The sequence below is a fragment of the Deltaproteobacteria bacterium genome, assembly GCA_029860075.1.
Lineage (GTDB): Bacteria > Desulfobacterota > JADFVX01 > JADFVX01 > JADFVX01 > JAOUBX01.
In genome coordinates, this window is the sequence record JAOUBX010000071.1 from 1 (window position 1) to 23,786 (window position 23,786).

Annotated in this window: 18 protein-coding genes; 12 read left to right on the forward strand and 6 right to left on the reverse strand. The window is 45.0% G+C overall.

Annotation, left to right across the window (positions count from 1 at the left end; translation table 11 throughout):
• Positions 1-284 precede the first annotated feature (284 nt).
• Together OEV42_17170 and OEV42_17175 are read right to left on the reverse strand one after the other, a co-directional pair.
• Positions 285-2,711: a thrombospondin type 3 repeat-containing protein gene (locus OEV42_17170; protein ID MDH3976008.1), complete on the reverse strand. Its 2,427-nt coding sequence runs from the start codon at positions 2,709-2,711 to the stop codon at positions 285-287.
• Complete coding sequence (locus OEV42_17175) at positions 2,708-3,163, reverse strand: hypothetical protein (GenBank protein ID MDH3976009.1); 456 nt, start codon at positions 3,161-3,163, stop codon at positions 2,708-2,710. The genes OEV42_17170 and OEV42_17175 overlap by 4 nt, the downstream gene beginning before the upstream one ends.
• Positions 3,164-3,920: 757 nt before the next feature.
• Between OEV42_17175 and OEV42_17180 the strand changes: the two genes are divergently transcribed.
• From OEV42_17180 to rlmD, 12 genes are all read left to right on the forward strand, one after another.
• The gene (locus OEV42_17180; protein MDH3976010.1) at positions 3,921-4,733 is read left to right on the forward strand and encodes a substrate-binding domain-containing protein; all 813 of its coding nucleotides are present in this window, start codon (positions 3,921-3,923) and stop codon (positions 4,731-4,733) included.
• A 9-nt stretch (positions 4,734-4,742) separates the two neighbouring features.
• On the forward strand, positions 4,743-7,355 hold the full coding sequence (locus OEV42_17185) for a PAS domain S-box protein (protein ID MDH3976011.1): 2,613 nt from the start codon (positions 4,743-4,745) through the stop codon (positions 7,353-7,355).
• Positions 7,355-8,803 (forward strand): sigma-54 dependent transcriptional regulator, encoded by a 1,449-nt coding sequence (locus OEV42_17190; protein MDH3976012.1) that lies wholly within the window; start codon positions 7,355-7,357, stop codon positions 8,801-8,803. The genes OEV42_17185 and OEV42_17190 overlap by 1 nt, the downstream gene beginning before the upstream one ends.
• Before the next feature lie 373 nt (positions 8,804-9,176).
• Positions 9,177-9,614, forward strand: a complete 438-nt coding sequence (locus OEV42_17195) for a response regulator (GenBank protein ID MDH3976013.1) — start codon at positions 9,177-9,179, stop codon at positions 9,612-9,614.
• A 30-nt stretch (positions 9,615-9,644) separates the two neighbouring features.
• Positions 9,645-9,989, forward strand: coding sequence for a hypothetical protein (locus tag OEV42_17200; GenBank protein ID MDH3976014.1), 345 nt, complete (start codon positions 9,645-9,647; stop codon positions 9,987-9,989).
• A 65-nt stretch (positions 9,990-10,054) separates the two neighbouring features.
• Positions 10,055-10,534 carry a prepilin-type N-terminal cleavage/methylation domain-containing protein gene (locus tag OEV42_17205; GenBank protein ID MDH3976015.1) on the forward strand — a complete coding sequence of 160 codons (480 nt, stop codon included), beginning with the start codon at positions 10,055-10,057 and terminating at the stop codon, positions 10,532-10,534.
• Complete coding sequence (locus tag OEV42_17210) at positions 10,527-11,276, forward strand: prepilin-type N-terminal cleavage/methylation domain-containing protein (GenBank protein MDH3976016.1); 750 nt, start codon at positions 10,527-10,529, stop codon at positions 11,274-11,276. Before OEV42_17205 ends, OEV42_17210 begins: the two co-directional genes overlap by 8 nt.
• 12 nt (positions 11,277-11,288) lie before the next feature.
• Complete coding sequence (locus OEV42_17215; GenBank protein MDH3976017.1) at positions 11,289-11,765, forward strand: hypothetical protein; 477 nt, start codon at positions 11,289-11,291, stop codon at positions 11,763-11,765.
• A gap of 10 nt (positions 11,766-11,775) precedes the next feature.
• Positions 11,776-15,303 carry a PilC/PilY family type IV pilus protein gene (locus OEV42_17220; GenBank protein ID MDH3976018.1) on the forward strand — a complete coding sequence of 1,176 codons (3,528 nt, stop codon included), beginning with the start codon at positions 11,776-11,778 and terminating at the stop codon, positions 15,301-15,303.
• A 28-nt stretch (positions 15,304-15,331) separates the two neighbouring features.
• Positions 15,332-15,673 carry a hypothetical protein gene (locus OEV42_17225; GenBank protein MDH3976019.1) on the forward strand — a complete coding sequence of 114 codons (342 nt, stop codon included), beginning with the start codon at positions 15,332-15,334 and terminating at the stop codon, positions 15,671-15,673.
• Positions 15,674-15,817: 144 nt separating this feature from the next.
• Complete coding sequence (locus OEV42_17230) at positions 15,818-16,525, forward strand: DUF1573 domain-containing protein (protein ID MDH3976020.1); 708 nt, start codon at positions 15,818-15,820, stop codon at positions 16,523-16,525.
• 94 nt (positions 16,526-16,619) lie between these two features.
• Entirely contained in the window at positions 16,620-17,939 is a 1,320-nt protein-coding gene (gene rlmD, locus OEV42_17235; protein ID MDH3976021.1) for a 23S rRNA (uracil(1939)-C(5))-methyltransferase RlmD, read from the forward strand.
• A gap of 112 nt (positions 17,940-18,051) precedes the next feature.
• On the opposite strand, the gene OEV42_17240 is transcribed toward rlmD, so the two are convergent.
• From OEV42_17240 to OEV42_17255, 4 genes are all read right to left on the reverse strand, one after another.
• Complete coding sequence (locus tag OEV42_17240; GenBank protein MDH3976022.1) at positions 18,052-18,501, reverse strand: Spy/CpxP family protein refolding chaperone; 450 nt, start codon at positions 18,499-18,501, stop codon at positions 18,052-18,054.
• 173 nt (positions 18,502-18,674) lie between these two features.
• On the reverse strand, positions 18,675-19,073 hold the full coding sequence (locus OEV42_17245; GenBank protein MDH3976023.1) for a response regulator: 399 nt from the start codon (positions 19,071-19,073) through the stop codon (positions 18,675-18,677).
• A gap of 264 nt (positions 19,074-19,337) precedes the next feature.
• Positions 19,338-21,056 (reverse strand): sigma 54-interacting transcriptional regulator, encoded by a 1,719-nt coding sequence (locus OEV42_17250; protein ID MDH3976024.1) that lies wholly within the window; start codon positions 21,054-21,056, stop codon positions 19,338-19,340.
• A 16-nt stretch (positions 21,057-21,072) separates the two neighbouring features.
• The gene (locus tag OEV42_17255) at positions 21,073-23,394 is read right to left on the reverse strand and encodes an ATP-binding protein (GenBank protein ID MDH3976025.1); all 2,322 of its coding nucleotides are present in this window, start codon (positions 23,392-23,394) and stop codon (positions 21,073-21,075) included.
• Positions 23,395-23,786: the final 392 nt, after the last annotated feature.

Consider the following 23,786-nt stretch of genomic DNA (forward strand, 5'->3'; position numbering starts at 1 on the left):
TGCCCTGAAAATACCCCGGCTTCAATTGCGGATTGCGGATTGCGGATTGCGGATTGCGGATTGCGGATTGCGGATTGCGGATTGCGGATTGCGGATTGCGGATTGCGGATTGCGGATTGCGGATTGTAGATTGGAAATTCATAGTTGCAAGTCTGCCCATCTATCCTCCCAATTGCTTAACCTGGTCTAGCCCAACAGCTCCCGCAAAGAAAGAAAAAATGGGGGGCAGAATGAAATCCTGCCCCCGATAGGCATATCTAAGGGATTTCCCCTCTAAAATAAAATCATTTCTTATTGCCGCAGGTTGATTCCGCAGCCACTGACACAATAGCATCCTTTTCAGCTTCCGTAATCAAACCAAGTTCCACAAAACTTTCGGCAGTCCTGGCAGTGCAGGAAACATACTTGCCGTGGTTTCTCCAGGATACGGTTGTGCCCTGAGGCCCTTCGCAGGGGCAGAGCTGTGCAATGGAGCAGCCGCTGGAAGAATCAACGATTACACCCTGAGGCGTGTCGGCACAAAGGTCGGCACTGTTTTCCACACCGTCACCGTCAATATCGGGATCACAGGCGTCACCAAGGCCATCGTTGTCGGTGTCATACTGGCTGCTGTTGGGCGTAATCGGACAATTATCATTCTCGTTGTCAATGCCATCACCGTCAAGGTCATCGTCGCATACATCACCTCTTCCGTCACCATCCTGATCACTCTGGTCATTCGGCATGAATTGACAGTTGTCGTTGTCATCGAGATAGCCGTCATTGTCATCATCGGCATCGCAGGCATCACCTTCACCATCTTTGTCAGCATCGTCCTGGCTGGAATTACTCGTTAAGCGGCAGTTGTCCGCATCATTATTAACACCGTCACCATCGATGTCTGCATCACAAACATTCCCTATACCGTCACCATCCATGTCAGCCTGATCATCATTGACGATGGTAGGACAGTTGTCGTTTACATCCGGATGCAGATCATTGTCATCGTTTTCATCACACTCATCACCCATCCCGTCGCCATCTGTGTCGGTCTGGTCAGGGTTGGGATTAGCGGGGCAGTTGTCCACATCATTACTGATTCCATCGCCATCCATATCCTTGTCACAAACATCACCGATGCCGTCGCTATCTGAATCTGTTTGATCCTGATTAGCGTTGAACTGACAGTTATCGGAACCGTCAAGTATCGTATCATTATCGTCATCGGCATCGCAGGCGTCACCCTCGCCATCGGAGTCGTTATCTGCCTGGTCAGGATTGGGTGTGAAAATGCAGTTATCTGAGATGTCGAGAACCCCGTCACCATCCGTATCAGTGACACCACTGCTGTACTTGACGGTGATATAGTCATAGCTTGGGTCTGCAAAAGGGTCATCAGGTGACTCCATGAAGAGGCTTCTGCCCGTAACATAAGTATTCCCGCCCCGGTCCACAGCAATGGCACCGGCCACATCCTCACCATTCTCAGGGGTGTTGTATCGCTTTATCCAGAGTTCGTTTCCCTTTGTGTCATACTTGACAGTGGCATAATCATGACTTAACTCTCTGCCGTAGCTATAACCTGTCACGTAAATATTCCCGTCACCTCCCACAGCAATGGCAAGGGCCAGATCACTGCTATTTGCAAGGCCGTTATATCTCCTTATCCAGCTTTCATTTCCACTTGCATCGTACTTGATGGTGGCATAGTCCCAGGAAGACCCGCTGCCAACACTGTAACCGGTAACGTAGGTATTGCCAACCTGATCGATGGCAATACCCATAGCATAGTCCCCAACGCGTGTGGGGCCGCTATACCGCTTTACCCAGAGTTCATTTCCATTTGCATCGTACTTGATGGTGGCATAATCCCAGGAAGACCAGCTGTAGCTCATACCTGTAATGTACGCATTTCCGGCGCCATCCACGGCAATGGCATTAGCCCTGTCATTTAAATTCGCGGGGCCGTTATATCGCTTTACCCAGAGTTCATTTCCATTTGCGTCGTACTTGACTGTAGCATAATCGCGACCTGACCCGTTACCATAGCTATTGCCGGTAACATAAGCATTCCCTGCGCCATCCACAGCAATGGCAATGGCCACATCATAACTGTAACTGGTCGAGGGACCGCTGTATCGACTTACCCAGAGTTCATTTCCGTTTGTGTCGTACTTGACTGTAGCATAGTCGTAGTCACTATAGCCGGGTGAGCCGAGACTGTAGCCGATAACATAGATATTCCCGTCATCATCCACGGTAATATCTCTGGCTACGTCAGAACCATTCGCAGGGCCGTTATATCTTTTTATCCAGAGTTCGTTTCCATTTGTATCATACTTGATGGTGGCAAAGTCCCAGGACGACCCGTTGCCAAAGCTGTAGCCCGTAACATAGATATTCCCGGCACGATCTATGTCCATGGCTATAGCATAGCCTCCATTGTTCGTGGGGCCGCCGTATCGCTTTACCCAGATTTCATTCCCCCTCGCATCATATTTGACTGTAGCATAGTTGGCCGTGTTAGGCGTTTCAAGACTGACACTGTGACCGGTAACATAGGTATTCCCAACACCATCATTGACAATGTCAACAGCAAAATCCATGCTATTGGCAGGTCCGCTATATCGCTTTACCCATTCTTCCGTCACCGTTTCCGCCATTGCCGCTAAGGGAAAAAACAGGCATGCACAAACAAACGTTAATACAAAACCAAATCTCATCATTTTCATAGTCCACTCCCTTCAGTTGAAATACCGCTAACGGCTATTGCTCCCTTTTCCTGGCCTGCCCCATCAAGGTATCGCACCTCCCAGAAGATGGGCGTTGCCGCAATCACGTCCTGCGGCAATATCATGTGACTTGTAATAGTGTAGTCTGCAGAGGCGTTCGCCCCGACAGGTATACTTCCCATGGATATTGGTTCAACATGCGCTGCACCCGTAAATAGCAACTCTTTCGGCATGGGGGTTGGCCTTACAGCAACATTGTTCATTACTGACCCGCTGTTGTTCTGCACCTGAAGGTTCAGGGTTACCACCATTGCAGAACCGTCACTGACGTAGCTCTTTACCGTGTGTGTAATAGATACAGCCTCCACAGCCCGGACCGCCCCCGGCCAGGCAACACCCGTGATTAAAAGGGCCAATAAGGCCGTAAAACAAAAAAAATATCTTCCTTTCACAAAAAACCTCCTTTTTCGGGAGCGCTCTAAATTGAAGCAATCCCTTTTTTTATGTTATGTAATTTAAACAAAGGCCTGACTATTGCAAAACAATCTCTTAACTTACCTCCTTTCTCTTATTATCAACAATTGCCCACCACACATACCTCTTTCAGCCAGGGAGACAGTCCCCGTGACTCTGCCGAGGCATAAAGCCGCTTAAATCAAGCCCTCTTTCTTTTTCCGGCCCGGCGATAACCCCTTTAAAGGCCAACAAACGTTAAAAACCGAAAAAGCCCGTCGTCCGCGCTGCGGATTACAGGCCTTTAAAATCCTTTTCTCTCATTCCCATGTATGATATTTCTCCCCCTTAAAGGCTGCCTGAAGAATTCCATTTATGTTGACTGATCCTACAATACTTCGCTCTATATTTCAAAGCTTTTTTGATGGTTAGAACAAGTAAAGGGCTAAAGACTTATCCACCAGGGGCGCCGGGGGCACGAAGAAAGATAAAGATCGCTTACCCCTTACCGGTTTAAAGGAATCCGGAAATGAATTTTTTGATTCATTCTCCCAAAAGGCGTCTTCTTTAAATTTTCTTCCAAAAAGCGGACCTTCCTCAACATTGCCCACTTGACTATTGACATGAAGCATATCCAGTGATAGGTTCAGAAATAACGCAGTAAAAACGAAAGAAAGTAAAAAGCTGCCTGAAAGGTAGCAGATGGTCCCTTCTATTGTTGAATTTATAACGATTAAATTAAGGAGTTTTACAAAGATGAAAAAGACCGCTCTTTTCTTTCTATCAATCATTATATTGCTCTTGATGCCGGCCTCCGGTCTGGCAAAAAGAAAACTGGTCATTGCCGGTACGGGAGACAGCCAGCTACTTTTAAGGACTCTGGCAAAAGCATTTGAAAAGAAGTACAAAAAGGTCAAAGTCGATGTGCCTGACAGCATAGGCAGCAGTGGCGGTATCCGGGCTGTGGCAGAGGGAGCGGCAGATCTGGGCAGAGTCGCCAGGGAAATAAAGGAAATAGAAAAAAAGTATAAGCTCAACTACATGCTTTTTGCCCGTTCGCCCGTTGTTTTCGCCGTCAATCCCAGCGTCCGGGGTGTTGATAACGTCTCTCGCAGTAACATCCTGAAGATTATGAAGGGAGAGATTTCTTCCTGGACAGAACTGGGCGGTGATGAGTACAAGATATATATCGTTCAAAGAGAATTCGGCGATTCATCGAGAACAGCCATTGGCAATATCATCCCCGAACTGAAGGAAATGAAAGAAATGGTGGGAAAGACTTTCTTCTCTACTCCTGATACGGTAGCCGCCCTGTCCAGGTATCAATATACACTTGGCTATACATCACTATCGGCTATTAAGGGCACAGACCTTATCATATTGAAAGTTGACGGTATTTATCCCTCGGCAGAAAATATTATAAATGACAGCTATCCCTATGTAGTGCCCCTCGGATTTGTCTGGCAAGGGAAATTAAAGGGTTTGAAAAAAAAGTTTATAAATTTTGTCAAAAGCAAAGAAGGGAAAAGGATTATCACTGAATTTGGCGCCGTCCCCACCGAAAAATAAACGTCAGCAATGATTAACTCTATAAAAAATAAACTTCTCGCCTACCTGACAGGGATTATCCTCTTCCTATCCTTAACGATAGGCTTATCTTCCTACCTGCTGATGAATAAATACTTAACAAAAATAATCAGTGATGAACTGGCGCTGGCTGCTCAAATAACGTCAACCAGTGTGGGGCAATATATTGAGCAAAAAAAAAATATACTTGAAAGAGTAGGCCAGGGCCCTGTCCTTGAGGAATATGTCTTTAAATATAAACCATTGCCCATGTTGCGATATTTAAGCAAATTCAGGCGCGAATTCCCTCTTTTAAGTTATATTAATGAAGACGGACAGGAAGAACTTAAAGTCATTAAGGGCGTTGAAAGCGACCAATTCAGAAACATAGGGAATCAACTCTATTTTCAGGACGCCCTCTGGACGCCGGGCAAAGCGGTTATCTCCCCGGCAGAATTCAATAGCGACCTCAAAGAACCCGTTATCAACGTGGCACTGGCCATTTATAATTATTTCGGCGATACCTTCATGGGTATCCTTAACGCTTCATTGCCCCTATCCCAATTGGCAGAAATCACTGAAAAAACACCCATAGGAAAAAGCGGCTTTGTTTCTCTTATCGATAAAAAAGGAACTGTGCTCATCCATCCTGAAAAATCCAACATTTTGCAAAAAATTAAGGGCAAGGGGGAGAATAGGGACAGCATCATTTCAAAATTGACAGCCCTCGAAAGCGGCACCGCAAGGGCCCACATCCTTGGAATTGACGGTTTTGTAAGCTATGCGCCCGTTAAGGGCCATCACTTTTCCGTCATGGTAACGCTTCCTTACGAGGAATTCATTGCAGATCTCAATGCTTATAGAAACAGGGTCTTTATGCTGGCGCTGTTGTCGATTATCATAATGGGACTTATGGCAATGGTCATTTCAAAACGTTTCACCGATCCCATCGTAGAACTGTCCAGGGCGTCACTGGATGTGTCGGAGGGTAATTTTTCAAGAACCATTAACATTCATTCAAAGGATGAAACAGGCATGCTGGCCCGGTCCTTCAACCAGATGATATCCCATATTCAGGCATTCAGGTATGAACTGATCGCAGAAAAAGAGTATTCGGAAAACATTATGGCTTCCATGAATGACGCCCTCTTTATTCTTAATCCCCGCGGCAGTATCAAAAAAATCAGCGGCGCCACCTGCCGCTTTTCGGGTTACAGTGAAGAGGAGCTGATTGGAAAACAGATTTCTTTCCTCATCGATGGCATGAAGACAAATGAATGCAACGGCCTTTTTCAGATCCCTTTTCAAAGGGGAGAAGAGCTGCAGCTTATAAGAAAAGATGGAATAAAGGTGCCCGTTAACTTTTCAGTTTCTATGATTCTCGACAATAAAAAAAGGACGCAGGACATACTCTGCGTCGCCCATAACATTACCGAAAGAAAACAGTGGGAAGAGTCGCTGCTTTCTCTAAAAAAAGCCATTGAAACGGTGCAGCTCGGCATCACTATTTCCGATGTTGACAGAAACATAGTCTACATAAACAGGGCGGAAGCTAAAATGCATGGCTATGAGGTGGACGAATTATTCGGCAAAAAAACTTCCATATTCGCCCCCCCGGAGATCCATGACAAGGTAAATTCTCAAAATATTAAGCACTTTAAACAAAGACATAAGGAAAGCGTCAATATCAGAAAAAATGGAAGCGCTTTCCCTGTTTTGCTTCGTTCCGACATCATATTAAATGATGACGGCGAACCTCTCGGCATCATTACGACTTGCGAAGATATTACTGAACGTAAAAAGGAGGAGAAGGAGGCCCAGCTTCGCCGGCAGCAACTCATTCATGCGGACAAAATGAAATCCCTTGGCGTGCTCGTCTCCGGCGTAGCCCACGAAATCAACAATCCCAATAATTTTATCAGGCTTAATTCACAAACGCTGAAAGAAATCATAGAAAGTCTTTTGCCGGTTCTCGAAGAAAGCGGCAAAGACAAAGACGACTATTTAGTGGGCTATATGACCTTCGACAAGGCCAGCAAAAAATTATATGAGCTTATGGACGGTATTATAGGGGGCTCCATGCGTATCGAAGGGATTGTGAGCAAACTAAAGGACTTTGCCCGGCAGGACACCTTCGATTACACGGAGGATGTGGATATAAACAAGGTTGCTAAAGGGGCTCTTTCCATGATGGAAAATATGATAAAAAAATCGACAGACCGCTTCCTCGTTAATTACGGGGAAAAACTTCCTCTGATAGAAGGAAATGAACTGGAGCTGGAACAGGTTATTATCAATCTTCTTAGTAACGCCTGCCAGGCCCTGACGGGCAGAGAAAAAGAAATCAGCCTTTCTACATTGTACGATAAGCCGTCAAAGACTGTAAAAATTATTGTCAGTGATGAAGGAATCGGCATGTCCGGCGAAATAATCGGCAGGATTGAAGAACCTTTTGTCACCTCAAAGCGTGAACAGGGAGGACTGGGGCTGGGCTTGTCCGTTTCATCGGCCATCATTCGAAATCACGGGGGAAAAATGGAATTTGCCTCCAAAAGCGGAGAGGGAACGGTGGCAACCCTGACTCTTCCCCTGGCAAGGAATAAAGATATGCGCAAGGAGATATGATGAGAGATAAAAACCCGGACTTACCCATACTGCTCGTCGATGACGAAGAACAGGCCTGCAATTATTATACAACGGCCCTTGAAACGTCTCTCCTGAATAATGTAATCCACTGCACCGACAGCCGGCAAGTAATGCCGCTGCTGGAAAAAAGCCAGGTAAAAGTTGTTGTCCTCGATATTATCATGCCCCATATATCGGGACTGGAACTGCTCGCTCAAATCGTTCACAGTTGCCCCCATGTGCCCGTCATCATGCTTACCGCCGTCAATGAAATAGAAACAGCCGTCCGGTGCATGCAGTCAGGCGCTTTTGATTACATGCTTAAGCCTGTTGAAAAAAGCCGCTTTGTAAGCGGCATTAAAAGAGCGATTGAAGTGCGGGAACTGAAGGAAGAAAACCTGGCGCTCAAAGAAAGCTTTTTCTCGGACAAGCTTGAACATGAGGAAGCATTTTCTGAAATTATTACCAATAATTCAAAAATGTTCTCTATTTTTAAATATATAGAATCCGTAGCAAATTCACCGCGCCCCATTCTCATTTCCGGTGAAACCGGTGTGGGCAAGGAATTGTTCGCAAGGGTCATACATAAAATCAGCAAACGCCAGGGACAGCTCATATCGGTCAATGTGGCGGGACTTGACGATAACGTTTTTTCCGATACCCTCTTCGGCCACAAAAAAGGCGCCTTTACCGGCGCTGACAGTTCGCGAAGCGGCCTTATCGTGCAAGCCGGTGACGGCACGCTCTTTCTCGATGAAATAGGCGATCTCGATGAAGCGTCACAGGTCAAACTGTTGAGGCTTTTGCAGGAAGGCGAATACTACCCTCTCGGCTCGGACATAAAAAAAATGACTGACGCCAGGATTGTCGCCGTCACAAATCATAATCTGGAAGCCTCAATGAAGGAAGGTAAATTCAGGAGAGATCTTTTTTACCGCCTTTCTTCTCATCACATCGTCATCCCCCCTCTTCGGAAACGGCTCGATGACTTGCCTGTACTTGTTGAACACTTTATTGCCGAAGCGGCAAAGTCTTTGAAAAAAGAGGCGCCCGCCCTTACGGAAAACCTGATAAGACTGCTTTCAGCCTATCACTTCCCCGGCAATGTCCGTGAATTGCAAGGCATGGTATATGACGCTGTCAGCCTCTATGAAGGAGGAAAACTTTCACTGGAGAGCTTCAAGGATGCTGTCAGCAACAGTGAAGGCTTGTCTGACGGCAAACCGGCAATAAAGAGCGGACCGGGAAGAATTTCTCCCCATTCGGACAACCTTAATCTGCCGGAAACTTTCGGTGAAAGATTCCCGCCTCTCAGAGAGGTTGAAGAGTTGCTTATCAGGGCTGCCATGAAACGGGCCGGCGGCAAACAATTTATTGCCGCCAACCTGCTGGGCATATCGAGGCCGACACTTAACAAACGCCTTAAACAGCTCGAAGCGGAAGAGTAAAGCCTTAAGGGCAAAGTCGCAAAGCGCACAGAGAAAAGTCAAAACCTCTGTAACCCCCTTTACATTGCTCTTCATTGTCAGGTTTCGATGACCTGACAAAGGGCCTTGCCACCCCGATTTGAAGTTGCCATTTTTTACAATGTAAAAAATGGCAATTTACCCTGAAAGCCCGCTTAGCGCCTGCTTTTTCAGAAAAATTCCCACAAATTTAAATTGCATTTTTTTACATTCCTTATTTAAGGCCCTATCCCCCTCAACAAGGTATTATCTCTTTATTTACAGCTATTTGCACGACATAGCCATATTTGGCACCTTAAATGCTATAACTGTAAGGTGAATAAACATAATGATTCCTAAAAAAGGGGGGATAAGAATGGCTGAGAAAAAACATATACTCGTTGCCGAAGATGAAGAAAAAATGCGACAGGCCGTCGAGTTCATTCTTCAGTGGAAAGGATACACCGTTTCAGCGGCAAAGAACGGCAGGGAAGCCCTTAATATTATCATCGATTCAAAAGGGAATAAAAGGCCCGTCGATCTTCTTATTACAGACATGCAGATGCCTCAAATGGATGGTTTGGAACTTATTGATGAAATAAGAAAATCAGGAGCTGCCATGCCGGTCATAGCCATGACCGGTAACAGGGATGTCACTATTCGTTATTCTCTAATGGAAAAAGACTTCAGCCACTGCTTATTCAAACCTTTTGGAAAAGATGAACTTCTCAATTCAATCAACGCAGCCATTGAAGAAAGGGACGGCAATAAAAAAGCGCCTAAAAAGACTTATAAAGAAAAGAAGTATTCCTGAAATTAATTATTGAAGGAAAGAGGATAGGCCATGATAACCGGTGAGAGGAAAATTTCCGACAGATTAAAGAAATCAGCAGGATTTCTGCTCTGCATGTTTATTGCGGCCTTATTTTGTTCAACTGCCGTTTATGGAGGGAGCAAGACTTCCGGACTCGATGGGATAATCATGAATGTGACATCACGAAAAATCACCCTGAAAAGTGGTGAAGAATTAAAAGTAAGTCCTAATGTCACCACGAAAAACAGGTTTGGAAAAAATATCAGGTTTAAAGCAAGTAAAATACAGTCATGGGAAAAACTAAGAGTGCTAATGAGTCAGGTAGAAGGCGAAATGGTCATTGTGGAAATTATAGAACTGGCAGAAAGCAATTGAAGGTTTAGTAAAAAAACTTCTGCTTATGGGCAGGTTTTAAACATAAAAGACAGGGAGTGACAAAAGTGAACCCTCTGAAAAAAGAAAGCGGCTTTACACTTATCGAGGTTCTGATCGGCTTATTCATCATCATGGTTGGACTGCTGGCCCATGCCGCCTTTACCGTAACCGTCATTCGGGAAAACAACAATAGCGGGAATTACACGGAAGCATCAGCTCTGGCCCAGGATAAACTGGAAGAGTTGATAAATTTGCCCTTTACCAATAACACTACCCATGCTTTTCTGAAAGACGTCAATGCAGGAAATAACAGCGCAGCAGGATTGCTCACAATTACTGCTGCCGACGTCGACCACCGGGAAGTCGGCATCAATGAATTTGGAAATTTCGGCGGGTTTTATACGAGAACGTGGAATGTGTGGGACGTTGCCGCCGTGAGAAAAGATATTGCAGTCATTGTCAGTTGGCAAAGCGCCGGCGGGTCTGTAAAAAAAACCTCCTATACAACTACCCTGATGAGGAAGAGGATAGAGAAGAGTGAGTGAAGCCATGTCAACAATCAATTGTGAGAAAATCAAGGTAAAACTGCTGAGCAAAAGGGGATTTTCCCTTATCGAAGTAGTGATTGCCATGAGTATGTCACTTTTTATCCTTTCAGCCGCCTATGCCATCCTCATTAAAGATATGAAAACATACTCGGCTCAGGATAATATTGTAAGAATGCAGCAGGATGGAAGATTCGCCATGGCCTTAATAAGTAAAAAGATCCGTATGGCCGGATTCGACCCGATGAAAACACAAAATTTCGGCATTACCGGCAGCAATTACAGTTTCACTAATAATTCAGCGATAATATCTTCAAACAACAGCCTCTTCTTTACCTTTGATGAAAATAAAAATGGAATCATTGACAGCAATCCCACTGAAAAGATCGGCTACAGGATAAGCGATACTGATGGCGACGGCCTTTCGGACAGCCTTCAAATCGATTCCATTACAGGGGGGTGGAAAACTCTGAAAGGAAATGTGATAGGGTTTGATGTTGTTTACACCTATAGCAACGGGGATCTCAGCACGGGACCGGCAGGACTTCCCGACAACTCAGACGGCGATAGTAATAATGATTTGAGGAATGTCCGTCTCATCGAAGTTACGCTCACGTCACGCACATCGAAAGAAGACAGAAGTTATTCGGGGGGATTTAACCTCAAGGGAACGGCTACAGACGGTACATGCAGAACCTATTCTCTCAGGTCAAGAATCAGGCCAAGAAATATCGGCCTGTAAAGGAGAAATATTATGAATAAACATTTGAAAAATCAATCGGGATTTGCCCTTATCAGCTCTCTTTTCGTCATTATTTTCCTCACATTGATCGGTACAGTTGCCATGACGACTACAAACCATGAAAACAAGATCAGCGAAAAATACAGATGTAAGCAGGAGGTCTTTTATACCGCTGACGGAGCTGCACAGATAGGAATCAACCATCTCAAGAGTGTTTATCATGTGAGCCACCGCCCTAAAGCCCCCCTGACGGATAGCGGCAAAAGCTATTCAGGGTCAATTGACTATAGTTACGTCGTTGAACCTCCGCCAAACTCAGTGAATACAGGATCGCAGAAAAAAGTCGGTTTCTCGGCAAAACAGGAAACACGCTATAAATCAACGAGCAGAATGTACGAATATGGTTATATTTCTTCTGCAGTTGCAACAAACTCACGATGCGGGACAAAAAGAATTGAATTGGCCGCATCCTATCTAAGTGACACGTGAAAGGATGCATATGAAAACATTTAATAAAATACTAATGACAGTCTTTCTTTTATTATTGCCTGCTCTCTCCTATTCAGGCGTTATCAAAGAGTTGCCGGGAAACTTCGAAGGTGTACCGCCCAATGTATTGATTATCCTCGATAATTCGGGAAGCATGCTCTGCCCCGCCTATTTTACAAAAGCCGACGGCACGACCATATATTGCAACGGCGCACCCGGCACAAACGCCGCAAATCATGATGATGGTTACGACACAAGCAAGACATATTACGGCTACTTCGATTCAACAAAGCAATATTCCTATGCATCCAACAAATTCACAATCGATCCGTCAGGTGACTGGAACGGCAACTTCCTCAACTGGGTTTCAATGAGACGTATTGACGTAGCAAAAAAAGTCCTTGTCGGGGGAAAGGGGCTGCCAAAAGCAAGGCCTGCTCTTGACGCGCCAAACAGCCTTGTCGGTCAGGCAGCTACATCCTGGTGGGACTATATTAAGAAATACGACAGAACAAGCGGCGTAACCAACAAGCTTTTCCCCTCCTGTGGAACCAGCACTGACTGCTATTTTGGGCTGGCAGACGGCTATATCTATCTCGATGATGACACCGGTCCATTCTCATCTTATACGAATCGCTACACCATTTCCCTTTCACTCACCACGGAATGGGAATCAGGCGTCGTTCAACAGGTTTCGGGAAGTATGCGGCTGGGGCTGGAATTTTTTAATACAGGTAACGGCGGACGTATCGATCAATATATGGATGCCCCCCCCGTCTCCATCTCTTATATTAACGCCATTGAAAATATTGATCCCACGACAGGCACACCGCTGGGTGAATCACTTTACACAGCAGCCGGATATTTTGCCACAGATGCTACAACAGGTAATACGGGTCCCAGATATTATAAATCTTCTGCAAGTAGTTATAATACGAGCGGGGCAAATTCCGACCCCTTTGACTATCCGGCCCAAAACGACGTTTCATGCGCCCAAACATTCATTCTGCTTATTACCGATGGTGATCCTTCAGGTGACGGCAGCCTGCCTGATACCATTGGTGACTACGACAAGGACGGCAATGGAAAACAGCTGGACGATGTAGCGCTCTGGGCAAGAACGACTGATTTAAGAGGTGACATCAAAGACACACAGAACATTACTCTTTACACGGTCTTTGCCTTCGGCGGGGGTTCTGATATTCTTAAAGATGCGGCAGTAAACGGTGGTTTTACTGACAAAGACAACGACAAGCTGCCTGACCCGCCGCACCCTTCATCATGGGCAAGCTATACAGGTCCATTCAGCAAAAACGAGTGGGATGATAATGCCGACGGCCTTCCCGATAACTACTTCGCAGCTGAATCAGGAGGTGAACTGAAAAGGTCCCTTATCGCAGCTTTCCTAAGCATCTTTGCCAAAACCAACACGGCCACATCTCCTGTCATCATGCCGGGAACTTCAGCCGGTGACGGCAACGTCATCTACTCTTCTGAATTCCTGCCTATAGGGAGTCATCAATGGATAGGGAGATTGAAAAAAAAGCCGCTGGATAAAGATGGATACCTCAAGGGAACATTCCCCAACTATTCGACAGACTGGGATGCAGGAGTGATCCTTGGAAACAATTGTACCGGCAAATGCCTTCCAGCTGCTTCCAGAACAATATTTACCGTCGACAATACTCTTTTCACCACATCTAACGGGAGCGCTCTCATGCCTTTACTGGGAACAGCCGACCTGCCGTTAACTGAAAAACTGATTAATTTTGTCAGAGGCATTGATGTTTATGATGAAGATGCGGATAATAATTTCACCGAAGAAAGGTGGAAGCTTGCCGATATTTACAACTCCAGACCTATGGTAGCAGCCGTGCCGCCCTATTATTATGACGATGCGTTGGATAATAATTATATGAAGGCTTTTAAAGAATTCAGTACCGTCGCGAAAAGAACACCAACAATTTATGCCGGTGGAAATGACGGCATGCTCCACGCATTTGAAGATTTATCAGGAAAGGAGCTATGGGCATTTATTCCCCCCATGATACTGCCTGACCTTAAAAACATGATATCCACCATACCAAGAATCAGTAACACTCAATACTACGTTGACTCGTCCCCTATTATTGAAGACGTCTACATAGGCGGCAAATGGAAAACAATTGTCATTACCGGTCTCAGGTTTGGAGGAAGAGGGTATTTTACTTTAGACATTACCGATCCGCACAACCCTGAATTTTTATGGGCTGTTTCAACGGACGGCACGTCAGTCACTCACTGGAACAGCAGCGGCACGGCCTCCGATGTTTCCACATATATAAACTACAGCGCTTATACTAAACTGGGCTATTCCTGGTCGGAGCCGACAACGGCAAGAATGAGAATTGCCGGCACCGACAAATGGGTAGGCGTCATAGGCGGGGGTTACCGGGCGATCAAGCCCGACGTCGACTTCGATCTTCCTGACCACGCTCAAGGCGTTGGGCGTCAGTTTTATGTCATAGACCTGGAAAATGGCGCTATTATCGGGCGCCAGGATGAGACTGTCATTACCGATGAGGCATCGGACGGAATAGACAACAGCATTCCTGCAAATGTATCTGTTTCAGGCAGCCCGGATAATTATATGCAATACCTCTATGCAGGAGACAGGGAAGGACAGATATGGAAAGTAAATGTCTCAGGTTCAAAAAAGTATGGTGGATCAACGGATACCGATCCGGTCCTCTGGTCCAGTTGTAAAATATTCGATGCAAACGCAAGCTATGCTGATCCCACTGCAACTCCTGCACCTGCATATGCCGATAATAACAGGCGGTACATCTATGCCCAACCGGAATTGAGTGAAGATTCATCAGGGAACAGGTGGATATTCTGGGGCACAGGTAACGGAAGAGATGTAAAATCCGTTTATCCGCAACTCAGCCCTTCACGGGAAGAAAATGAAGGGAACATTTTTGTGGCAATGAAGGAATCTATGGAAGGGGATGTAGCCAGCCCGCCCCTTGGAACCGCTTGCGGGACCACCCTTACGACTGCCGACCTGGCCGATGTTACAAATGTGAACGTAAGCAGGTCACCCGACGACTCAAGCCACGGATGGTACATTAGACTGCTTGGTATAGAAATTGATAAAAATGGTAATATTATTAATTATAGAGGAAGTGAAAAGTCATTTACCGATCCTACCGTAGCTTACGGTGAACTCTATTTCACGACGACCGTTTCCAATCCAGATGATATTTGTGCCGATATCTATAGTAATCTTTATCGAGTTGATTATACAACAGGGCTGCAAAATCTTGTCGACTTATATGACAACCCTGTTAAAAAGGTAAGAATAGGCGCGGGAATAGCCACAGCGCCCATTGTGAGGGGAGATGTAATCCAGATAGGTATAACAGGAAAATCAACCCCAGAGGATGAGGCTACGATAGCGAAGCTGGGAGGAAAAAGGCAGGGCAATCTTATTACACTTCCTCTTGGAAAAAAAGATGGGATCGGGGTAGAAATGGTTTGGTGGAAAGAGTTGTAGGCACAAACAATAGCAAGGGAGGTTAAGAATGAAATATCAGTATACTAAAAGAAGAAAAAACATTTCCATTATAGCAGCGCTTGCTTTTATTCTTTTTATCGGCGATACGAATTTATGGGCCGATGAAAGGGAAGAAGGAACATATACAATTTACGGATTCGTCGAATCCGTAAATTACATATCAAGGACCTTTTACTTCAAAACGGGAGAAAAAGTGTATCTCACGAATAAAACATTGATCAAAGGCATTAAAAAGCAAAAAGTAACTTTTCCAGAGCTTGTCAAGACCGGAGTTAGAGTCGGTGTGCATGCAAAAGAAGTTAATGGAAAACGCATAGCCATCTCCATTTGGAAATCAGTAGAGGGATGAAATAAAAAGAATATACCGGTTACCTCAATTCGAACGCAGGAATCCGGAATAATTTTCAAATCGACCCGAGCATATCAACACAACCATAGGCGATTTTAAATAACTCAACAAACCTTATTATATAAACAACCTTCCTAAAATATTATGAGAGTCTACTTTTATAAATATACACTTTTTGGAATATTCCTTATCTTCGCTCTCCATTTGGCACTGGCAGGAATTTCTCCGTCAAATGATTTTGACTTTGGCCGGGTTATCGAGGGAAAGAAGGTGGAGCATACCTTCAGGATCATAAACAAAAGCAGAGAAATAAAAAAAATTAGCAAGGTTAAATCCTCCTGCGGCTGTACAGCTGTTGTCACGGCAGAACGGGAAATATTGCCGGGTGGGGAAACAACCCTGTCTGCAGCACTCGATACATGGGGCTTGAGCGGCAAAGTCGTAAAAGAGATTGAGGTTTTTTTTGAAAAGGAGAAAGACCCTCTCATTCTTTCCCTCACCGGCGAAGTAAAGATGAAATCAATCCCGGAAAATGCCCCTATAATCTTTGTATCTCAAAATCCTGTTTACCTGGGCATAATGAAAAAAGGTGAAAAGAAAATATTCTCTCTCATTATTCAAAACAAAGGGAAGGAAAACCTTTATATAAAAAACTTCCACATCGAAAGAGAAAAAGACGGTCTCACACTGGATAAACATCCCATACTGCCCGGCAAAAAGATTGAAGCCTCTTTTTCCTACCATGCCGCCCGAAGGGGCCCCATTGAAGATCACCTGATCATCGTTTCTAACGACCCTGTCAATCCCAACCTCTTTATACCACTTCGCGGAGAGGTGAGAGAAATCCTTTAATCAAACAGGAAGGACGTCTTTAAAAAAACATCAACGGGTTAACAAGACTCTTTTAACATTCCCTCCACTCTCCTCTTTATGCTATCCTCTCGCCATGAAAAATAAAGTGAATGAAATCACCATTGAATCACTGGCCTATGGCGGATCCGGTGTGGGAAGGCTTGACGGCAAGGCTGTTTTTGTTCCCCTGACGGCGCCCGGAGACCGTGTCGCCTTTCGCAGGGTAAAGGAGAAAAAGGGCTACATAGAGGGTGAACAGGTGGAACTTAAAGAAGCGTCATCACTTCGCCGCGAGCCCCCCTGCCCTGTCTGCGGCCAATGCGGAGGCTGTTCCTGGCAGCATCTGCCTTATGCTGAACAGGTGAGCGCCAAGGAAAGCATATTCCGGGAGACCCTATGGCGGCTCGGTACTGTTGAAAAAGAGTGCATAAAGCCCATCATCGCCGCCCCCCTTGAATGGAACTACCGTAACAGGGCCCAGTTCAGGATACGCTTTGTGGAAGGCAGGCTCCATATCGGTTTTTACCGCCGCAAGAGCCATTTTGTTATCGACATTGACCAATGCCCCCTCATGTCTCCCCTTATCAACAAAGTGATAGGAGAAATGAAGAAGACTCTTTTTAATGCCCCCTTCCGGGAGCGCATGCCCCGGATTGACATTGCAGCAAATGAGGATGACGACAGGGCTGTGGCCATTATTCATCTCACCTCTCCCCCTTCGGACGAAGATATGAAATATACAAAAGAAAGGCTTTCCCCAATAGAGGGTCTTTCGGGACTTTTCATTCAGACAGCGAAGGGAAACAGGCTAAAAAAGGTATTTGCAGAAGGAAAGGGAAAGCTTAACTACACACTGGAAACAGACCATCAACCCCTTAGCCTCACCTTTTCTCCCGGTGGCTTTACCCAGGTCAACTACGCCCAGAACAGAAGACTTATAGAAGAAACCATAAAGTGGGTAAAAAAATGGAACCCCCAAAAGGTGATCGACCTCTACTGCGGTATAGGCAACTTTTCATTGCCTCTCGCTCTTTACGCAAAAGAGGTAACCGCCGTTGAAGATTATGAAAAAGCAGTGGAAGACGGTAAAAACAACGCTAAAGACAACAGGATTGATAATTGCCGCTTTATCAAGGGGAACGTATCAAAATTGGCAAGGCAGTTATTTGACGGCAAGCCTGACATGGTCATCATCGATCCTCCCAGAGAGGGAGCGGCCCAGGCCGTAAAAATGCTCGTAGAAAGAGGAATCCCCCGACTCATCTACATCTCCTGCAATCCCACCACACTGGCAAGAGATCTTCGCTATCTCACCCGTGGAGGCTACAAGATCGTCAGCAGCCAGGCTGTCGATCTTTTTCCGCAAACTTATCATATCGAGTCCATTACCGTAGCGGAGAAGATGGCTTTTTAAGGGGAAAGCAATCTTTCCTGCCCTATCCGGATCTCCTCAATGTAAACCTTCATCCCTTCCTCACTTCTGGAGTCAGTATGTCAAAAATATAAAAAGCGATTCCCCGGTAAACTTAACGCCTGGAAAAGAGTCCTCTCGCCTTTTTCTTCTGTTCCTCCGTGAGAATCATCATAGATTTAACCTTCACTTTCGTTCTTTTCAGAATAATCCCGTTAAGAAGACGGGAAATTTCTTCAGATTTTTCTTCTACAGCCTTCATATCGACAGGATCAGCCTCCAGGAGGGTATAAAGCTCAGTTCTGGCCACTCTCATTCTTGCCCTGTCTTCAATAAATTCCCTGTCGCATTCACTCTTTATTTGGCGCAACTTTTTTATCTGTTCATCGCTTAGTCCCAGTTTGTCTGCATTCATAATATAAAGATGGTTCTCCGGCGAGAGTTCATCACATCTGGGCACCATGCAAAAGGTGCTTCCATAAAGCAACCTGTCTTCCGCCCCGGCATTGGAAACCAATAAAGCTGCTGCAATAAAACACAGGCCATACATCCTTAATCCAAACATAAACCTTCCCCCCTTTCAAGCAGTCCGCACTTGTCACCAGCTTTCTGCTGTAACTTTTAACCCTCTCGTGACGAATCCCGGTGAGGAATACAGGTCACGTCCTACTTAAAGCATAGCATAAAAAAAGCCCGCCTCAATGGGCGGGCTTTTTTGCCTCCCTTCAAAAAAAGAAACTAACCTGAAGGTTTCCGGCTAAAAGACTTGCCGTCTCTTGCCAGAATAGTTCTGACTTTTTCCATTAGCGCTCTGCAACTGACAGGCTTCCTTAAAAAATCACCACAACCAAGCGCCGATAATCGTTTAATGAGTGAATCATCATTTATTCCTGAAACAGTACAGACAGGCACATCAATACCTCTCCTGTCCATCTCTTCAAGCAGTTCAATACCCGTCATTACGGGCATTTCAATGTCGGTGACAACAAGATGAAAGTTATTTCGCTTTATCAGGAGAGAAAGTGCATCTGCGCCATTGACTGATTCCGTGACATGGTATCCCATTTGCTGAAGCAGCAGGACAAAATACCTTCTTAGGCCTGAATCATCCTCAACTACCAGCAAATTTTTTTTCATTAGAAAACTCCCTTGTCAGTAAGAGGTTCTCACTCTGATCATCATAAACAACCTTTTCTCGCTTAAAGCAGAAAAGTAATTTCTGGATAAAGGGATATCAAAAAGAGTGCCAAGGAGCAAAAAGGCAAGGCACAAAAAAAATTACCCTTATAGGGCAATGACTTAAATAAAAAGGAATATTTCCGGAAGGAGGCAATAAAAGAAGTTTAGCATAAAGAAGGAAGGCAACATGCAACAAAAAAGTGTAACATACCATGCATCATGTTACACATTATCGTCTAACGAATGAGATACAATATTATATTTTTCTATTTTCCTGTACATGGTTATTCTGCTTACGCCGAGCGCTCTTGCTGCTTTTGCCTTGTTCCAGTTATTCTTTTCAAGCATTTCAATTATAAGCTGCCGTTCATCCCCTTCACGGGCAAGGCCCTTTAATCCTTCCGGTTGCTCAAGCTGCTGAAGTTCGGGAGGGAGGTGATCTAATGTAATCGTAGTGCTGCGGCAAAGAATAAAGGCATGTTCAATCACATGTTCAAGCTCTCTGATATTTCCATGCCAGGAGAAGTTCAGCAAGGTCCGGTTTGCTTCATCGGAAAGATCTTCAACCTCTTTGCCGAACTTTTCATTAAATTTTTTCAAAAAATGATCAATCAAAAGGGGAATATCCTCTCTTCTCTCTCTAAGAGGCGGCAACATAAGCTCCACTACTTTGAGCCTGTAGTAAAGGTCCTCACGAAATTCTCCTTTTTTTACCTTATCCCTGAGATCACGGTTTGTTGCGGCAACGACACGAACATCAACTTTTATGGCTGCCGACTCGCCAACCCGTTCAAACTCTCTCTCCTGAAGCACCCTGAGAAGTCTCAGTTGCATTCTTGAAGAAATATCACCAATTTCATCAAGAAAAAGGGTGCCTCCATTTGCCTTTTCAAAGCGACCGACCTTGTCCTTAACGGCTCCTGTAAAAGCGCCTCTCACATGACCAAAAAGCTCACTTTCAAGGAGGTCTTCCGAAAGGGCTGAACAATTTACACTGACAAAGGGCTTTCCCATACGCTCACCTTTTTCATGAAGCGCCCGGGCAACGAGTTCCTTTCCCGTACCGCTTTCACCAAGGATCAAAACGGTAGTATCTACATCAGAAAGGTCTTCTATAAGAGAAAAAACTCTCTGCATTTTCCGGCTCCCTCCGATCATATTGTGGAAGTGACGCCTTTCATTAAGGTCTCTTTCAAGCATAGCGAGACGGGTTTCATCTCTTACAACCATAACAGCGCCGGAAAAATTCCCCTGTTCATCTGCCAAAGGCGATGTCTTTACAGTAACAACCTTTCCCTGTCTTTTGCCATGACTGCACTCGAGCCGTCTCAATTCAAGGGCCTCCCTTTTGGCGATCGTTTCCTGGATGACATGGAGGCAATTTTTTTTACAGGGAAAGGTAAGATCATCAATACTTTTACCAATAATGTCTTTAGGTAAAGTACCGCAAACCTCATAAAAAGCGCTGTTGACTTCTGTAACATTCATGTCCATATCGACGGAGATGATCCCATCATCGACACTTCTGAATATAGCCTCAAGGTTCATGCGGTATTTTTCCTTCTCATCGACAAGCATTTTCTGTTTAAGGGCCATTTTTGCCACCCGGAGGAGGGTATCGCGCAAAACGGGTTTGGAAATGTAATCATAAGCGCCGAGTCTCAGCGCTTCCGATGCCGTTTCGATATCGGGCGCTCCCGTTATCATGACGACAGGACAATTGTGGCCATGGTCCATGACCGTTCTCAATAAATCTATGCCTGACTTTCCCCCCAGTATTATGTCCGTAAAAATAACGTGAAAAGAAGATTCCTTCAACCTTGCAACAGCCTCATCATAATTGACTGCCGTCGTAACATCATATCCGTCATTGACCAGAAAACGTTTGAATGTAAATCTGAGTTTTTCTTCATCATCTATAACCAGAATGCGGGGAGTCATCATTTTCTTTCCTCCTTTATGGTTCAAGTGTCTCTTTAATCGGCAAATCGACAGTTACCCGGGTATATTCACCTTCCCTGGAATCGAAAAATATATTTCCGCCATGATCATTTATGATGCCATCACTTATGCTCAGGCCAAGCCCTGTCCCTTCTTCTTCAGGCTTGGTTGTAAAAAAGGGATTGACAACCTTTCCCATTAAATTATCCGGGATCCCTGTCCCCCTGTCATAAAGAACGATACGCAGATAAGGGCTCTTTTGCATAATTATTTTTTCTGCCGAGATTTCAAGTATCTTGTTTTTATCCCATCCCGAATATTTCCGGTTGAGGGCATATCTCGCATTACTGATCAAATTTAACAGAACCTGCTGAAGCTGTCCTGCATTGACAACCATCTCGGGCAAATGGGAGGGGATATTCATTTTTATGTTAATCCCTTCTTTTTCCATCTGGGCCCTGGTCAAAGTCAGGCTGTTAGTAATAATATCATCAATTTTTATGGTTTTCCTTTCTTCATCATTTTTTCGGGCAAAGGAAAGCAGTTCGCTCACTATAAGGGTTATCCTCTTTCCCTCGCTGATGATCCAATCATAAATATCACGGTCCTTATCATCAGGGGGATTTTCATCGACAAGCAGCTGGGCGAGATTGATAATGCCGTTTATGGGATTATTAATCTCATGGGCAACACCTGCCGCCAGCGTGCCGACAGAGGCAAGCTGACCGGCCCGCATCACCTCTTCCCTTAGTCTCACTTTTTCTGTAATGTCACTGGCCACTTCGATAACCTTACTTACCCTGTTATCAGCATCGGCAACAGGAAAACTTCTGACATCCCACACTTTGCCGTCATCTGTCGCTATACGGCTTTCCTCAGGCATTCCCGATTCAAAGCTTTTCAAGGGAGGACATTCTTTGCAGGGTTCTGATGAGGAGCACCAGATATTATAGCATTTTAGCGCATTTTCTCCGGCTCCCGACTTATTTGACCATATAACTTCCCGATTGGGCGACAAAAGCACCAGACTATCTGTTATGGCATGAAGAATAGCCTGGAACTGCTGCCACAACTCCCTGTATTTACGCTCTTCATTACCCAGCTTCTCTTCCGTTTCCCTCCGTTCGGCAACCTCTCTGGCAAGAAGATCACGGGAAATCGTCCTTTCCCGCAGGTTAAGAGCCATCCTGTTAAAAGAGCCGGCCAGCAAACCTATTTCATCCCTTGAAGAGACTTCCAGTTTTACATCAAAGTCACCCTGCCCTATTCGTCTTGCCAGCTTTTCCATTCTCATAACAGGCGAGGCAAACTTCCTGCCAAAAAACATGGATAAAAAAGCCATTATCACCATTGTCAAAAGCCCGATAAAAAGGGTGCCGCGCAAGCGTTCATAAAGCGGGGAAAGGGCTTCATCAAGGTCCTGTGATAGTAAAGCATACCATATTTCCCCTCTGCGCCCCTGATGACTTACAAAACCATACTCACCGGCGCCAAAAGTAATTGAGATCGGAACGTAAGCCATCATACGGGGGGTTTTTCCACCTTCTATAATAACTGAACCTTCCTCCCTCTTTTTCATTGCTTGCGCGAGTTGAGGAAGCGCCTCACCGGGAGAATTCAACATTTCCCTTTCAAAAACAGCGCTGCCGTCAGACTTGACAATGCTCAATTGTCCCGTTTTTCCAAGCCTGGCTCCATCTACCGTCTCTTCCAGGTCACTGTTTATATTAACATTGCACTTTAATATGCCTATAATTTCGTTATTTTTTTCGACAGGCAAGGCAACACCGATAACATATCCCCCGTCAGTCTTATCGACCCCCATATCATCAAAAAACAAGCGCCCTTTCCCTTCAGCATAGGCGGACTGCCACCAGTATTCCCCGGAGAAAGAACGTGTCGGCAGCTTCCCTGAAGCGGCAACAATCAGGCCATGACCGTTGGTAAGATAAATTGCCTTAATCACAGCGGGGCGTCTTGCTGCGAGTTCTTTTAAAAAATCGGCTGCGCCATTGCTTGTATAGTATTCGAAATCAGCGTGAGAATCTTCTTCCGGCAATCCATGACCATCATTGGGCATGCCTGTAAAGGTGGCGTTACTTTTTTCAAGAGCATCAATAATTACGGGAGCGCCGGCTATTGAGGTGGTAATGGCCGCTTTTTCCCTAAGCTGTATATCAACATGAACAGACCTTTCCCTGGCAAGCTCCCGAATATTATGATGCAGGTCGTTAATATATTGGGAGCGGTTATAGATATGAAAAAGGAAGGTAAGGCTCACCAGAAAGAGAGAACCCAGGCCGAAAATCATGAAGGCTATCTTAAACTGCAATTTCATATAAATGATCGTTGCCTTAAATTTCGCCTTTTCATCCCACCCACATAGAAGATAAAAGCATATCAGTATAACATTTTCAAGGACAAATCTTTTTTCCCTTACTTTCAAATGGAATATGAAGGGCCTGATGGGGAAAATTAAATGAATGAAAAAACCGGCAAACTCTTATTTTGAGACAGGTTAAGGGCCTGACAAGTCGATTAAAGCGATAAATGAACTGTCTTTCTGAAAATCAGAGTCCATATTTCAAGTTTATCTGTCAGCTTTAATTAATCTTAGAAATCCCCGTTCTTTGTGCGGGGTTAGAGTTAAAAGGGTATGCCATAATAATTTTACTTTTCTTTTGCGGACAAAGAAAAGTAACAAAAGAAAGGCCGCCCTAAAACTTGGTC

Excerpts from the sequence above, each read along its gene's own strand:
- OEV42_17250 (MDH3976024.1), bottom strand. The coding sequence starts at position 21,056 with ATGACTCCCCGCATTCTGGTTATAGATGATGAAGAAAAACTCAGATTT.
- OEV42_17180 (MDH3976010.1), top strand. The coding sequence starts at position 3,921 with ATGAAAAAGACCGCTCTTTTCTTTCTATCAATCATTATATTGCTCTTG.
- OEV42_17170 (MDH3976008.1), bottom strand. The coding sequence starts at position 2,711 with ATGAAAATGATGAGATTTGGTTTTGTATTAACGTTTGTTTGTGCATGC.
- OEV42_17245 (MDH3976023.1), bottom strand. The coding sequence starts at position 19,073 with ATGAAAAAAAATTTGCTGGTAGTTGAGGATGATTCAGGCCTAAGAAGG.
- OEV42_17185 (MDH3976011.1), top strand. The coding sequence starts at position 4,743 with ATGATTAACTCTATAAAAAATAAACTTCTCGCCTACCTGACAGGGATT.
- OEV42_17200 (MDH3976014.1), top strand. The coding sequence starts at position 9,645 with ATGATAACCGGTGAGAGGAAAATTTCCGACAGATTAAAGAAATCAGCA.
- OEV42_17225 (MDH3976019.1), top strand. The coding sequence starts at position 15,332 with ATGAAATATCAGTATACTAAAAGAAGAAAAAACATTTCCATTATAGCA.
- OEV42_17255 (MDH3976025.1), bottom strand. The coding sequence starts at position 23,394 with ATGAAATTGCAGTTTAAGATAGCCTTCATGATTTTCGGCCTGGGTTCT.
- OEV42_17195 (MDH3976013.1), top strand. The coding sequence starts at position 9,177 with ATGGCTGAGAAAAAACATATACTCGTTGCCGAAGATGAAGAAAAAATG.
- OEV42_17215 (MDH3976017.1), top strand. The coding sequence starts at position 11,289 with ATGAATAAACATTTGAAAAATCAATCGGGATTTGCCCTTATCAGCTCT.
- OEV42_17230 (MDH3976020.1), top strand. The coding sequence starts at position 15,818 with ATGAGAGTCTACTTTTATAAATATACACTTTTTGGAATATTCCTTATC.
- rlmD (MDH3976021.1), top strand. The coding sequence starts at position 16,620 with ATGAAAAATAAAGTGAATGAAATCACCATTGAATCACTGGCCTATGGC.
- OEV42_17240 (MDH3976022.1), bottom strand. The coding sequence starts at position 18,501 with ATGTTTGGATTAAGGATGTATGGCCTGTGTTTTATTGCAGCAGCTTTA.
- OEV42_17190 (MDH3976012.1), top strand. The coding sequence starts at position 7,355 with ATGAGAGATAAAAACCCGGACTTACCCATACTGCTCGTCGATGACGAA.
- OEV42_17220 (MDH3976018.1), top strand. The coding sequence starts at position 11,776 with ATGAAAACATTTAATAAAATACTAATGACAGTCTTTCTTTTATTATTG.